Source organism: Cedecea sp. AS113, assembly GCF_037152415.1.
Classification (GTDB): domain Bacteria; phylum Pseudomonadota; class Gammaproteobacteria; order Enterobacterales; family Enterobacteriaceae; genus Cedecea.
Genome location: NZ_JBBCMI010000009.1, coordinates 42592 through 57132, shown reverse-complemented (window position 1 = coordinate 57132; position 14541 = coordinate 42592). Strand labels below are relative to the sequence as shown.

The 14541-nt window shown below is 55.8% G+C and carries 12 protein-coding genes; 4 read left to right on the top strand and 8 right to left on the bottom strand.

What is annotated here, in order from left to right:
- Positions 1-89: 89 nt before the first annotated feature.
- The 6 genes from nirD to tsgA all read right to left on the bottom strand — a co-directional run bounded on the left by nirD (position 90) and on the right by tsgA (position 8179).
- On the bottom strand, positions 90-416 hold the full coding sequence (gene nirD / locus WFN87_RS12755; RefSeq protein WP_008457053.1) for a nitrite reductase small subunit NirD: 327 nt from the start codon (positions 414-416) through the stop codon (positions 90-92).
- A complete protein-coding gene (gene nirB / locus WFN87_RS12750; RefSeq protein WP_336983126.1) occupies positions 413-2962 on the bottom strand; it encodes a nitrite reductase large subunit NirB in 2550 nt (849 codons plus the stop codon). Before nirB ends, nirD begins: the two co-directional genes overlap by 4 nt.
- A 177-nt stretch (positions 2963-3139) precedes the next feature.
- A complete protein-coding gene (locus tag WFN87_RS12745) occupies positions 3140-4030 on the bottom strand; it encodes a LysR substrate-binding domain-containing protein (protein WP_166994617.1) in 891 nt (296 codons plus the stop codon).
- Positions 4031-4101: 71 nt separating this feature from the next.
- On the bottom strand, positions 4102-6168 hold the full coding sequence (locus tag WFN87_RS12740; RefSeq protein ID WP_336983128.1) for an FAD-binding oxidoreductase: 2067 nt from the start codon (positions 6166-6168) through the stop codon (positions 4102-4104).
- 27 nt (positions 6169-6195) lie between these two features.
- Positions 6196-6813: a glutathione S-transferase family protein gene (locus tag WFN87_RS12735; RefSeq protein WP_336983129.1), complete on the bottom strand. Its 618-nt coding sequence runs from the start codon at positions 6811-6813 to the stop codon at positions 6196-6198.
- A 181-nt stretch (positions 6814-6994) separates the two neighbouring features.
- A complete protein-coding gene (tsgA, locus tag WFN87_RS12730; RefSeq protein WP_008457065.1) occupies positions 6995-8179 on the bottom strand; it encodes an MFS transporter TsgA in 1185 nt (394 codons plus the stop codon).
- A gap of 280 nt (positions 8180-8459) precedes the next feature.
- Here tsgA and ppiA point away from each other — a divergent pair, with 280 nt between their 5' ends.
- The 3 genes from ppiA (at position 8460) to argD (ending at position 11031) form a co-directional block, all read left to right on the top strand.
- Positions 8460-9032, top strand: a complete 573-nt coding sequence (gene ppiA / locus WFN87_RS12725) for a peptidylprolyl isomerase A (protein WP_008457067.1) — start codon at positions 8460-8462, stop codon at positions 9030-9032.
- A gap of 125 nt (positions 9033-9157) precedes the next feature.
- Positions 9158-9721 (top strand): aminodeoxychorismate synthase component 2, encoded by a 564-nt coding sequence (pabA, locus tag WFN87_RS12720; RefSeq protein WP_336983130.1) that lies wholly within the window; start codon positions 9158-9160, stop codon positions 9719-9721.
- A gap of 89 nt (positions 9722-9810) precedes the next feature.
- Complete coding sequence (gene argD / locus WFN87_RS12715; protein ID WP_166878393.1) at positions 9811-11031, top strand: bifunctional acetylornithine/succinyldiaminopimelate transaminase; 1221 nt, start codon at positions 9811-9813, stop codon at positions 11029-11031.
- 2 nt (positions 11032-11033) lie between these two features.
- Here argD and WFN87_RS12710 read toward each other — a convergent pair whose 3' ends face one another.
- Both WFN87_RS12710 and crp read right to left on the bottom strand, forming a co-directional pair.
- Positions 11034-13118: a YccS/YhfK family putative transporter gene (locus WFN87_RS12710; RefSeq protein WP_336983132.1), complete on the bottom strand. Its 2085-nt coding sequence runs from the start codon at positions 13116-13118 to the stop codon at positions 11034-11036.
- 62 nt (positions 13119-13180) lie between these two features.
- Positions 13181-13813 (bottom strand): cAMP-activated global transcriptional regulator CRP, encoded by a 633-nt coding sequence (gene crp / locus WFN87_RS12705; protein ID WP_003852956.1) that lies wholly within the window; start codon positions 13811-13813, stop codon positions 13181-13183.
- Positions 13814-14125: 312 nt separating this feature from the next.
- Between crp and WFN87_RS12700 the strand changes: the two genes are divergently transcribed.
- Entirely contained in the window at positions 14126-14530 is a 405-nt protein-coding gene (locus tag WFN87_RS12700; protein WP_166868079.1) for an OsmC family protein, read from the top strand.
- The last annotated feature ends 11 nt before the right edge of the window (positions 14531-14541 follow it).

Genomic DNA, 14541 nt, shown 5'->3' with positions numbered 1-14541 from the left:
CTCTCCCTGGGGGAGAGGGGATCGCCGGAGAAGCCTTTGTGACTTTCTCCCTCTCCTGGAGGGAGAGGGCCGGGATGAGGGCGAATGGATTATGCTTTTATCTGCACCAGCCCGTCCTGCACGCGCGCTTCATAGTGCGGTACGGAACGGCTTTCATCTTCCAGGCACAGGCCGTCCCGCAGGCGGAAGTGCTGCTTTTTCAGCGGGCTGGCAACCCACAGCTCGGCCTGATGTTCTGCAATCAGTCCGCGGGAAAGCACGCTGGCTTCAAAGAACGGGTCGATATTACTGATGGCGTAAACCTGCTCGTCTTTACGCGGGCGGAAAATAGCCACCTGCGCCGAACCGACCAGGGCGCAAACGCCGGTTGCTGGCAGGATATCGTCTAGCTGACAAACGGTTGTCCACTGGCTCATGCGTGTTCCTCCACTTCTACCAGAGTGACCGGAATACGCTCATGCGGCGTGGCCGGACGGTGTTGATCGCGCTCGCTAACAATTTGCACATTCGGGTCGCGCTGCGGGCTGTTGATAAAGTGTTTGAAGCGAACCTGCGCCTGCGGCGTGTTCACGGTTTCCGTCCACTCGCAGATTACTTTCTCGCGCAGGCGGTTAAGCTCCGTTTCAAGCTGATCGTTCAGGCCCAGCTTGTCATCGACAATCACGCTACGCAGGTAATCAATGCCGCCTTCCAGGTTTTCCAGCCAGACGGAAGTACGGGTAAGTTTGTCGGCGGTGCGGATGTAGAACATCATGAAGCGGTCGAGATACTTGATGATGGTGTCGCGGTCGAGGTCCGCCGCCAGCAGGTCCGCATGGCGCGGTTTCATGCCGCCGTTACCACACACATACAGGTTCCAGCCCTTCTCCGTGGCGATAATACCCACGTCTTTGCCCTGCGCTTCCGCACATTCGCGGGTACAGCCGGAGACACCAAACTTCATTTTGTGTGGGGTGCGGATGCCTTTGTAGCGGTTTTCCAGCTCGACGCCAAAGCCTACGCTGTCGCCTACGCCGTAGCGGCACCAGGTGCTGCCGACGCAGGTTTTCGCCATACGCAACGCTTTGGCATAGGCGTGGCCGGTTTCGAACCCGGCTTCAATCAGCTGACGCCAGATTTCTGGCAAATCGTCCTTTTGTGCGCCGAACAGGCCGATGCGCTGAGAGCCGGTGATTTTGGTATACAGGTTGTATTCGCGGGCGATGCGACCCACTTCCATCAGTCCTTCAGGCGTGATTTCGCCGCCTGCCGAGCGCGGGATCACCGAGTAGGTGCCGTCTTTCTGAATGTTGCCGAGGAAGTTATCGTTGGTGTCCTGCAGCGGCGTCAGCTCAGGCTGCAGGACGTAGTCGTTCCAGCAGGAAGCCAGCAGCGAACCCACGGTGGGTTTACAGACTTCGCAGCCGTAACCCTTGCCGTATTTGTGCAGCAGCTGGTCGAAGGATTTGATTCCTTCCACGCGGATCAGGTGGTACAGCTCCTGGCGCGAGAAGGCGAAGTGTTCGCACAGGTTGTTGTTCACTTCGATACCGGCTTTGGCCAGCTCGGCGTTCAGCACCTGAGTCACCAGCGGAATACAGCCACCGCAGCCGGTCCCTGCCTTGGTTTCGGCCTTCAGCGCCGCCACGGTGTGGCAGCCTTTGTTGATGGCTTTGATCAGGTCGCCTTTGGTGACGTCAAAGCAGGAGCAGATCTGCGCGCTTTCCGGCAGCTTATCGACGCCGATAGACGGTTTGCCGCTGCTGGCGTGTGCCGGCAGGATCAGCGCATCCGGGTTTTCCGGCAGCTCAATTGCGTTCAGCACCAGCTGCAGCAGGTTGCCGTAGTCGCTGGTGTCGCCCACCAGTACGGCACCAAGCAGGGTTTTATTGTCTTCGCTAACCACCAGGCGCTTGTAAACCTCTTTGCTTTCATCGAGGTAAACGTAGCTGCGGGCGTTAGGCGTGCGGGCGTGCGCATCGCCAATGCCGCCGACATCAACGCCGAGCAGTTTCAGCTTAGCGCTCATGTCGGCGCCTTCAAAGGTGTTTTCCGTGCCGAGCAGGTGGTCGACCGTGACCTGAGCCATTTTATAACCCGGCGCAACTAGCCCAAAAACGCGGTTATTCCAGCTGGCACACTCCCCGATGGCATAAATATCCGGATCGGAAGTCTGGCACTTATCGTTGATGGTGATCCCGCCGCGCTGGGCCGTTTCGAGCCCACATTGCGTAGCCAGCTTGTCCTGCGGACGAATACCGGTGGAGAAGACGATGAAATCCACTTCCAGCTCGCTGCCGTCAGCAAAACGCATTGTTTTACGGGCTTCAGTGCCCTGCTGGACGATTTCCTGGGTGTTTTTGCCGGTATGCACACGCACGCCCATGCGCTCGATTTTGCTGCGCAGTTGTTCGCCGCCCATGCGGTCAAGCTGCTCGGCCATCAACATTGGCGCGAATTCGATAACGTGGGTTTCCACGCCAAGGTTTTTCAGCGCCCCGGCCGCTTCCAGCCCCAGAAGGCCACCGCCGACGACGGCCCCGCGTTTGCTGCGGCGGGCGCAGGACTCAATGGCATTAAGGTCTTCGATGGTGCGGTAAACGAAGCAGTCCTGGGTTTCAGAGCCTTTAATCGGCGGGATCCACGGGTAAGAACCTGTCGCCATCACCAGTTTGTCGTAATAAACGGTGCGGCCGGTATTGGAATGGATCACTTTTTCCTGGCGATTGATGGTGATGGCACGTTCGCCAACCAGCACTTTTACGCCATGTTTTTCGTAGTAGCCGTCGCGGACAAGGGAGAGTTCTTCAGCGGTATGATGGGAGAAATAAGAAGAAAGGTGTACGCGATCGTAGGCTTTACGCGGCTCTTCACAAAATACGGTGATGTCGAACTGGTCCGGCGGGGCCTTATCAAGTAAGTCTTCGATAAAGCGATGGCCAACCATGCCATTACCGATAACTGCGATTCTGACTTTGCTCATAATTGCCTCAATTTCTTTTCTATTACCGCCTACCTTAACGATTCAGCTGTGGTGATTATTGATGCAAATCAAATGCGCCTTTATATACCCATTAAGAGGTATATCATTGATTTTGATGTGCTTTTGTAAGTTATGGAATTGTCTGGTTTTCCGCCAGTAGCAGGCGTTAGAGGATATTCAGTTCAGCAAAGGGTTCGCGCGGAGCCGGGCAACAATAAAGTCAACAAAAGTGCGTACTTTGGCGGAAGCGTGGCGGCCTTCGGTATGCACCACATGTATGGGGAGTGGCTCAAGCTCGTATTCGCTCAGTACGATTTGCAGTTCCCCCTCGTGCAGGGCTGGCGCTATCTGATAATCCAGGACTCGCGTCAGCCCCCAGCCTGCTTTTGCGGTGGCAATCGATGACTCGTTGTTGTTGCACTGGAGCGCGGCGTTGATCATGACGCGTTGTTCACCCGCAAAGCGCCACTCCGGTGAGGCCCAGGCACTGGCCGAAGAGACAATACGGTGGTTTTTGAGGTCCGCAGGTGTCAACGGTGTGCCATGTTTTTCCAGGTAACCTGGGGAAGCGCAAACGACCCGGCGCACGGTGCCGACTTTGGTTGCCGTCAGCCCTGAATCGGGCAAATGCCCAATGCGAACGGCGACATCGATTCCTTCTTCGATGATGTTTACCTGGCGATCAACGAACAGTGACCGGGCGCGCATGGTTGGCCACGCATCAAGATAATCAGTGATCGCCGGCAAGACGAATTTCTGGCCGAACAGCACAGAGGCGGTAACCGTCAGGATCCCAGACGGCGTGGCATAGGAGCCTGCCGCTGCCGCTTCGGCTTCCTCTATGCTGGTGAGAATCGTGCGGCAGTCGTTGAGATATCGCAGGCCAGGCTCGGTCAGCTTCACTGTGCGTGTGGTGCGGATAAACAGCCGGGTTCCGATGACCTCTTCCAGGGCAGCAACCGCACGTGTGACCACTGGCGCACTGATATGGAGCTGGCGTGCCGCAGCGGCAAAACTCTCGGTTTCTGCGACTTTGACGAAAATTTTCATCGCCTGCCAACGATCCATGCGCAACCTCATCACCTGTCTGAAAGGAATTTCAGTATCGGGTATTCGCCGGGTATGGCGCAATCCCGGTATTACAGCTCAAGCTGAATGCGGTTTTCTTCTCCCGCAGGCAGCTGCGCCGGAACTGCGCAGCAAATCAGGACCTCATCATCTGCCGTGCTTGCGGACGGTATTTTCGGGTAGGTGACTGAGCCTTTAAGGAGTTTAGTCCGGCAGGTTCCGCAGTGGCCTTCCCGGCAGCTGAATTCCGGACTTAATCCGCGGGCTTCGGCCAAGTCTAAAAGCGAACCTGAATCCGACATCCAGCGAGCCTCTTTTAGCGATTGCATAAAAGCAACTGGCACGGGGCTGGTGGCCGGAGGCAGGGCGTCAGATTTTGGCATTTGGCTGGCTGTGGTGCGAACCAACGCTGAGGGACCAAAGGCTTCGGCATGGATTCTGTCATCGCCGATGTTGTATTTCCGCAGTCCGTCATAGAGAGATTGGGTGAACGCCGCCGGGCCGCAAACATAGAAATCGTAGTCGTTAAACGGCAGACGGCTCGTGAGCAGCGACATATCAATATGACCATGCACGTCATAGTCTTTATCTGGCCGGGCATCGCCTGGCTGGCTGAGGACGCGAATCGCCTGTACGGCGCCTTTAGCCGCCGCGACCAGTTCGCCAATCTCGTGAGTAAAAGGTAAATCTTCCCGCTGTCTTGATGCCTGGAACAAAAAGGTTTGTCGAATACGTTGTTTGCGTAACCCTTCATAGACAATGTGCCGCAGCATGGCGAGCATCGGGGTAATGCCGACGCCGCCCGCCAACAGGACGGCCGGACGTGGCTCGTGGGCATTCAGGGTGAAATCACCCGCCGGAGCACGGACGTCAATGCTATCGCCAATGGAAACGCTGTCGTGCAAGTGCCGGGAGACACTTCCGTCCCGCTTAACGCTGATGCGGTAAAAAGCATCTGAGGGAGCCGAGGAAAGTGTGTAAGTGCGGATAACCGGCGCCCCTGCGGCATCAGGCTTCACGCGAATGGGTAAATGCTGCCCGGCGAGATGAGGCAGCAGGCCAGCATCGTCGTCAGGTTGAAGATAGAAAGAGCGAATCGAGCGGCTCTCATCCTCAATCTTCGCCACGCGAAAAGGCCGCCAGCGGGTGGCGAGTTCCGTCGCTTTCAGGCGGTTGCTGGCTGCCTGCCAGTCTCCGGTCATCAGCGAATGAGGAGAAAGCCCCTCGGCTTCAAACTTCCAGCGCAGCGCCAGCGCGTTGCGGCGGCGTACAACCCGACGGGCTTTAAACGTCCATAGCCGTTCTGCGCCCTGGAAGGCGGCGATTTCCGGTGAGTCCAGAATGACTTTTGCTTCGCCGGTCATTTGCAGCATGTCGCCGGTGTTAAAGTCCACGAACAGCAGGCCAGCCTGGCCGTTAAGCAGGATGTTACCGAGCGTGGCAAAAAAGAGATTGCCGTTGAAATCGGGAATGGTCAGCGTGCCGTCGTCGCCGACCCGGATGAAGCCCGGTTTACCGCCGCGGTGGGAAACGTCGGCCTGTCGCTTACCTTCTCTTTCGGCCCAGGAGGCGACAAAAAAGGCATCAGCTGCCTGAATCATTGCGCTTGCTTCAGCGTCCAGCCCCGGAAGGGTCTCTACCGTACCACCTGCATGACTACCGGGCGCGCGGCTAAAAGTGAACTCGCGGAGCTGAATATAGCGCGGGCAGTTGCCAAAGCTTTGGTCGACCTCGACCTGAAAACCGTTGTCCGTTTGCAGGAGCGTGCCGTTCATCCGGTTACGCCGCCGGGTATGAAGCTCGATTCCCAGCAGGCCAATGGAGGCGCCATCCCGCATTCCTTCGGCGGCCGGATCTTCCGTTGTCAACGACGCCGCAATTGTCAGACGGGTCGACGTCGGAGATGTGATAAAACCGGGATCGCCTTCCAGAAATGTTGCCCACGCTTCACCCGTTGGGGAGACGCTGCCGATGACGATAAAAGGCAACTGAGCGTAGAAGTCACGATGCTGCTCGGGCATGTGATCGCGTATCACTCGCTGGCCTACCTCCGCCATGCGTTCGGTTACGCCGACCTTGTCCTGAAGGAATATTTCACCGTCATGCCAGACGGACTTCTTCGCCAGCTTATCGCTCATTTATTTGCTCTCCCCGGAAGCTCGAGATCAGGCGACGGCGTTCAGACCGGCGGCCGTTTTCACGAAAGGCACAAATCCCGGCAGTGCTTCGATACGGCGCAGGAAGGCGTTAACGGCCGGGTAAGCAGAAAGATCAACATTCCCTTCAGGTGCGCTGGAGGTGTAGCTGTAAATGGCAACGTCGGCGATGGTCGGGTGGTCGCCGACCAGCCATTCACGGCCGGCAAGATGTTGCTCAAGTCGCCCCAGGACCACGTGTGCCCGGGCAATCACCTCATCGGGATTAAATTTTGCGCCGAAAACCGTCACCAGGCGCGCAGCTGCCGGACCAAAAGCGAGGTCTCCCGCCGCGACGGAAAGCCAGCGTTGAACGGCTGCCGCACCCTGCGGGTCTTCCGGTAACCATGCACTTTGGCCGCTTTTTTTCGCCAGGTAGACAAGAATGGCATTGGAGTCAGGGATCAGCGTGCCTTCGTCATCCAGCAGTGGCACCTGTCCAAACGGGTTAAGCGCCAGGTATTCCGGCTGTTTGTTGGCGCCCGTTTTCAGATCCAGTTCAACAACTTCATGGGGGAGACCGAGCAGGGAAATGAATAAGCGTGCGCGGTGGGCATGGCCTGAGAGAGGGAAGCTATAGAGTTTCATGCTTAGAGTCCTGATTGGCTGAGCGGGAAGATCCCCGAACGATGCAAACAGGTTGCCACAGGCAATAATGGGCAGGAATAAGCCTTATCGGCAATTCATTATTGCGAAAAACGTAATAATAGCGGGAGGGAGAGTGAAAGAACCCTCTCCCCGTTAAAGGAGAGGGTGAGTCGCAGGACTATCAGTGTGCCGCAGCTTCTGCGCCATGGCGGCGGTGCCTGGTGACGAACCCAAGCAGCAGGCACATGACGAAGACGACAGCGTACAGGCCATTGGCGGTGTGCAGAGCAGCCAGAGGGCCACTGTGCGCCACGATTGGACCAGTGACGATGAAGGTCAGCATGGTGCCCACGGTGCCGCAGGTCAGGACAAAGTTAACCAGTTTCGGGGAAGAGACTTTGGTCTGCTGTGAACCCAGGGTGATGATCGTGGTGTAAATGGCGCTGGAGAAGAAACCAAGCGACAGAATAAACCACGCCAGGTGAGCCGGGTCACCGTGGTTGAACAGGTACATCAGCACGGTGGCTGCCCCGGCGAGCACGGTCAGAATGCGCTGCAGGTCGAAGAAACGCAGGATGAAACTGAACGCCCACATGCCGAACATGTAAGACATCCAGAAGTCACTCACCAGCTTACCGGCATCGTTGATGCTCATGCCCAGGCCTTTGGCATATTCCGGAACCCAGGAAATAAAGCCCAGCTGGCCGAGGATGTAGCACAGCGCCGCGATGGACAGGAACAGCACGCCGATGCCCCATTTTTCTTTGGTGACAGGCTGGTCGTCTTTCTTCGCATGTTTGCCCAGCGCCGGGAATTCACAGCCCAGGGTCAGCAGGAAGATAGCGACATAGACCAGGCCGATACATACGTAGACCCAGTACCAGTTGATGCTGCGAGCCAGCAGAATAGCGGCGACCATCGGGAAAATCATCCCGGCCATGCTGAAGAAGGAGTCGGTAAACAGCAGGCGGGAACCGCGCTGACGCCCTTCATACATATGGGTGATCAGGAAGGTACCAATCGACATGGTTATCCCGCTCACAAGGCCCAGTACGAACATGGATGCGGAGAAGATAGCCAGGTTATGACCGAAGATCAGGCCAGCGACGGCCAGCACCATCAGCAGGAAACCAAAGCGCAGCTGGGTTTTCAGCGGCACGATTTCCATCAGCCAGGCGTTCAGGAAGATAGAGATTAAAATACCGGCATTAAGGAACGTAAAGGTATTACTCATGCTGGACACCGGCAGATTGAAGTACTCTGCGATGTTTCCCATCACCATCCCGGTGACGATCACCAACGCGCCAGTCAGGGCGTAGGAGAAGAAGCTAATCCATAAGAGCTTGGTTCGGTTGCTGTTAGTCATAACGAGCCTGTGCAAGGAAATGTAAAGCGCATTGACAGCGCGGCGGACGGGCAGATTTTAGTCATTTGCGTGATCTATTTAAATGAATTATGAATTTATTGCTGAAATAAACTGACTGAATCATGAGGTGTGTCACATATTTCAATCTATTTCAGCGTGTTGGCGCGGCAACTCGTTGATTTGCGTGTAAGTAAAAAACCGTAAATGGCTGGCGTCGGCTGCGGTGCCTCTTTACAATCAAGCCACTTGCTTCACTCACTGCCTTCGTAAGGAATTGTTCATGCTCAAATCGACACTGGCGGCTGTTGCAGCTGTATTCGCCCTCTCTGCGCTTTCACCTGCGGCGCTGGCTGCAAAAGGCGATCCGCACGTCCTGTTGACCACCTCGGCTGGCAATATTGAGCTTGAGTTAAATAGCCAAAAAGCGCCGGTTTCGGTCAAAAACTTCGTGGATTACGTCAACAGCGGTTTTTATAACAACACGACCTTCCACCGCGTAATCCCGGGCTTTATGATTCAGGGCGGCGGTTTCACCGAAGATATGAATCAGAAGCAGCCTAACCCGCCTATCAAAAACGAAGCGGACAATGGCCTGCGCAATACCCGCGGCACCATTTCTATGGCGCGTACCGCAGACAAAGACAGCGCCACCAGCCAGTTCTTTATCAATGTGGCCGATAATGCCTTCCTGGACCACGGCCAGCGTGACTTTGGCTACGCCGTATTTGGTAAAGTGGTCAAAGGTCTGGACGTTGCCGATAAAATTTCCCAGGCGCCAAGCCATGACGTCGGCCCGTACCAGAATGTGCCGACTAAACCTATCGTGATTCTTTCCGCGAAGGTCCTGCCTTAAGTATTTCTGCGCGGGCCTCGATCGCCCGCGCTACGCCCTCCCTGAAGCAGAGAATTTCAATAAGTGGTGAGCCTGGCGTTGGAAAGCGACTAGAATAGCGCGTTCTTTTTTGCCCTGGAGCTGCCATGTTACTGCTTATCGACAACTATGATTCCTTCACCTGGAACCTCTACCAGTATTTTTGCGAACTGGGTGAGGAAGTGTTGGTTAAGCGTAACGATGAAATTGGGCTGGACGATATTGAGCGCCTGACCCCTGACAAGTTGGTGATCTCTCCAGGCCCTTGTACCCCGACCGAGGCGGGTATTTCACTTGCCGCCATTAATCACTTTGCCGGGCAGCTACCGATTCTTGGCGTTTGTCTCGGACATCAGGCTATTGCGCAGGTGTTTGGGGCGACTATCGTGCGGGCCGAACAGGTGATGCATGGCAAAACCTCTGCCATCAGCCATAACGGCAGCGGCGTATTCCGTGGGCTGAATAATCCGCTGACCGTGACGCGCTATCATTCGCTGCTCATTGATCCCGATACTCTGCCTGACTGTTTTGAGGTCACGGCCAGGACTGACAAACAGGAAATCATGGGCATCCGTCACCGCTCGCTGGATCTTGAGGGCGTGCAGTTCCACCCGGAAAGTATTCTCAGCGAGCAGGGGCATGCGCTGCTGGCGAATTTCCTCCAGAGATGAATTGTTACTTGCCTGTTTTTGGTTTTTTATGCATATTTCGTGATTATATTTTCATTGGTGTCTAACGCATAACAACGGGTGGGGAATAAATGACAACTGAACAATCAGCGGTTACGCGGGCAACCTTCGATGAAGTGATTCTGCCGATTTATGCACCAGCAGAATTTATTCCAGTGAAAGGGAAAGGCAGCCGCGTGTGGGACACCGCCGGGAAGGAGTACGTGGATTTTGCCGGAGGCATCGCCGTGACCGCACTGGGGCATTGCCACCCTGCGCTGGTGGAGGCGCTGAAAACCCAGGGTGAAACCCTGTGGCACACCAGCAACGTTTTTACTAATGAGCCCGCCCTGAAACTTGCCCGTAAGCTGATTGATGCCACCTTTGCCGAGCGCGTCGTCTTCATGAACTCCGGTACGGAAGCGAACGAGACGGCTTTCAAGCTGGCTCGCTATTATGCTTCGACCCGCCATAGCCCGTACAAAAGCAAAATCATCGCCTTTTACAATGCGTTTCACGGGCGTTCGCTGTTCACCGTTTCCGTGGGGGGACAGGCTAAATACTCCGACGGCTTCGGCCCGAAACCTGCCGATATTATTCATGTGCCGTATAACGACCTCGCGGCGGTGAAAGCGGTGATGGACGATCATACCTGCGCGGTGGTGGTGGAGCCGATTCAGGGCGAGGGTGGCGTGACCGCCGCGACGCCGGAATTCCTGCAGGGGCTGCGCGATTTGTGTGATGAGCACCAGGCGCTGCTGGTCTTTGATGAAGTGCAGTCCGGCATGGGCCGCACGGGCGAGCTTTTCGCTTACATCAACTACGGCGTCACGCCAGATATTCTGACCAGCGCCAAAGCGCTTGGCGGTGGTTTCCCGGTAAGCGCTATGCTGACCACCCATGAAATTGCCTCCGCGTTCCACGTCGGCAGCCACGGTTCTACCTACGGCGGCAACCCATTGGCCTGTGCGGTGGCCGGGGCGGCTTTCGATATCATCAACACGCCGGAAGTCCTCAAAGGTGTGGCGGACAAACGTCAGCTTTTCGTTGAACAACTGCAAAAGATAAACGCACAGTTCGATCTGTTCAGCGACATTCGCGGCATGGGGCTGTTGATTGGCGCAGAGCTTAACGAGAAGTACAAAGGGCGCGCCCGTGAGTTTCTCTACGCTGGCGCGGCAGAAGGTGTGATGGTATTGAACGCCGGACCGGACGTTATGCGCTTCGCGCCTTCGCTTATTGTCGAGGACGCGGATATCCTGGAAGGGATGCAGCGCTTCGCCAAAGCGGTTGCCAGCGTGGTAGCCAGCTAAGGCTAACCCGAGCGTCGCAGACGGCGGTTGAGCCAGATCCCATGATGAGGCCGCTGGCGCCAGGCGACCGAGGAGATGGTATGCATGGTGTTCAGGTGGCCAATAATCCGCTGTAAATGCTGCTCCATGGTGCTTAACGGCCCCGTGGGCAGCGTGTCCGATTCCAGGATATTCGTGTCGTTCGACCCGCCAGGCCCGTCATACTCCAGCCTTTGCTGGCACCGCTGTAACCCAATCTCACAAGACTGTAGATATTTCTGCGCCAGGTCCGGCGTCAGCATGTTGTGTTCGCGCGCCAGCGTGGTCATGGCGTTGATATGCTCGACGATGAACTGGCTGTGCGTCACCCAAAGTTTCATGTCTGCTAGGTAGTGGGAGTTAAAGCCTGGCTCCTGCATCGCCTGATTGAGCGAGTTGAACAGCGCATTGTGCGCCTGGTTGACCCGCATACGCTGCCAGGCCAGCGGCGTGGGCTCTGGATCGTTGCTTAGTATCAGCCGAATAGCGTCCTGGTCCGCCTCCAGCGCGTCGTGGGCGTTCTGACGCAGCAGGCCGGTTTGCCACTGTGGCCACAGCCAGATCATGCCGCCAAAGGCGATCAGGCAGCCAAGCAGAGTGTCTATCAGCCTGGGAATAATGTAACTCTCAGCGCTGAGGGTGATGAGCTGCAGGGTATATACCGCCGTGACGGTGAAGCCAATGGTGGCCCAGCCGTAGCTTTTGCGGATAAACAGGTAACTCACCAGCGTAATCATTAACATCGCCAGCAGGGTGTAGCTGTCCGGGACGTGGAAGTGCAGGGTGATACCCGCGATACACAGCCCCGCCATGGTACCTGCCGCCCTGTGAACAATGCGCACCCGCGTTGCACCGTAGCCGTTTTGCGTCACGAACATCACCGTCATTAGGATCCAATACGGCTTTGGCAGGTGTAAGAAGGAGCCCAGCAGGCTGGCAATGGTCAGCATCACACCTAAGCGCGCGGAGCTGCGCAAAGCGGAGGATTTAAACGAGAGATAGCTTTTCAGGGCCGGGAAAAACGGTAAACGGCGTTCCCTGTCCTCCATTAAATCCCTCACGTACAGCGGCCGCTGGGTTTTCAGTACCCGGGCAATGCGGCTGAAGTGGTAATGGCAGAACTGCCCCACTGGATTGTCCGGATTCTGGCGGGCGATTTTTTCCAGGGCGTCGATCTGCTTATCCATGGTAAAGCGCGTTGGATAGCGGTGGTAAAGAATATCGTCTGCCAGCACGCGCAGGCGCGCGGCGATGGTTTGAGCATTCCAGCGGATCACGGCTTCCGCATGGCTTTGCTCGACCAGTTTTTGCACCTCTTCAGGCTGATGCAGGCTAACCGAAATGTGTTCCTGCAGATCCAGCGCAACCTGGAAAGCGCGTAACAGACGCTTGTAGCCGTTTTGCTGATTGGCCGATAGCATATGCAGCTGCTGGTAGCAGGTAGTGATCAGGTCGACGGCTTTTTGCTGGCGGGCCAGCAGTGGCGGCAGCGCTTTTTCCGGGTCGGTATGCTGGGTCAGCAGGCTGTACTTTGCTTCGCAGTAATCTGCCAACTGGCGGTACAGCAGGCTGAGCGACTCCCTGAGCGGTTGTTCACGCCATAGCCGGAACCAGAACCAGTTGAAGGCGCCGTACCAGATGGTGCCGAAGATATAGAGCACCATGGGCTTCCAGATCGGCATATTCCCGGCCATGCTGAGCGTAAAAATAGCGGCGATCAGCGATGCGGGCAGCAGGCGGGCGTGAAGTGAGCTGATTTCTGCCGTCACGCCGAGCAGCAGAGCCATGACGATCAATATCGCCGGGAGCGGGATGTGGGTGTAAAGCAGCAGAAGCTGCAGGATAAGGCTGCTGAGAGCGAACAGACTGCCGCCGATGATCAATCGTTTGAAGAAGCGCTTGTGCGGCGTGTCCAGCCCGGCAATGTTGCAGCAGGCGGGAACTAACGAGAAGAGCAGACCGTTTTGCAGGCTGCCAAGCAGCAGGCCGACAGCCACGGGAAGACACAGCACCATCGTTTGCCGCAGCGCGTAGTTAACTTCCGGGTGGTAAATTAATCTCTTCCACATAGCCTGAATTGTAGAGACAAAAAAGGCGTGTTACCGAAGCGACACGCCTTTATAAGGGCTAATTAACGGGTGCCGTAAACGACAATCGTTTTACCGTGGGCGGAAATGAGGTTCTGATCTTCCAGCATTTTCAGAATACGGCCAACGGTTTCGCGGGAGCAGCCCACGATCTGACCGATTTCCTGGCGGGTGATTTTGATTTGCATCCCGTCCGGATGGGTCATGGCATCCGGCTGTTTAGCCAGGTTCAGCAGCGTCTGAGCAATGCGGCCGGTCACGTCGAGGAAGGCGAGGTTGCCTACTTTCTCAGAAGTTACCTGCAGGCGGCGCGCCATCTGGGAAGAAAGGCGCATCAGGATGTCCGGGTTGACCTGAATCAGCTGACGGAATTTTTTATAGGAAATTTCAGCTACTTCACAGGCTGACTTGGCGCGAACCCAGGCGCTACGCTCCTGGCCTTCTTCGAACAAACCTAATTCACCAATGAAATCACCCTGATTCAGATAAGAAAGGATCATCTCCTTGCCTTCTTCATCTTTAATCAGAACAGCTACGGAGCCTTTGACGATGTAGTACAGCGTCTCCGCCTTTTCACCCTGGTGAATCAGCGTGCTCTTCGACGGATACTTATGAATGTGGCAATGAGACAAGAACCATTCGAGAGTCGGGTCTGTTTGCGGTTTGCCAAGCACCATGCGCGGTTATCCTCTGTTATAAACTGGCTACCAAAGACAAGACGCGGAACCTCTTGTCTGGCGTTGCAATCGTGAAATTTTCCCAAGCCCTGGGAGCTGGCGGGCAGGTTAACCCTGCGGCCTGTAATTAGTCGTTTCCTCTGCTTACGGCATAAACGTCTCTGTATCGCAGCAGCATCCGGATTGTTTTAGCATAGCTTTTGGTTAGTGTCTTGTATTGTCTCGTTTCAGCATGACCTGGATCGCCTTACGTTGCCAGTTTTCACGTAGACGCGTAATCTGAAAGAAATTTTTATTACGGGAGTAGGTAAAATGCAGGCACGTGTTAAATGGGTGGAAGGCATGACCTTCCTCGGCGAATCCGCTTCTGGCCACCAAGTTCTGATGGACGGGAACTCCGGGGATAAAGCGCCAAGCCCGATGGAAATGCTGCTGATGGCCGCGGGCGGTTGTAGCTCAATTGACGTGGTGTCGATTCTGCAAAAAGGCCGCCACGATGTGACGGATTGTGAGGTGAAACTGACTTCCGAACGTCGTGAAGAAGCACCTCGTCTGTTTACCCGCATTCATTTGCATTTTGTTGTGACCGGGAAAGAGCTGAAAGAAAGTGCGGTTGCCCGCGCCGTTGAGCTGACGGCAGAGAAATATTGCTCGGTGACGTTGATGCTGGAGAAAGCCGCAGAGATTAGCCACAGCTACGAAATTATTGAAGCCTAAGTAGAAAAGGG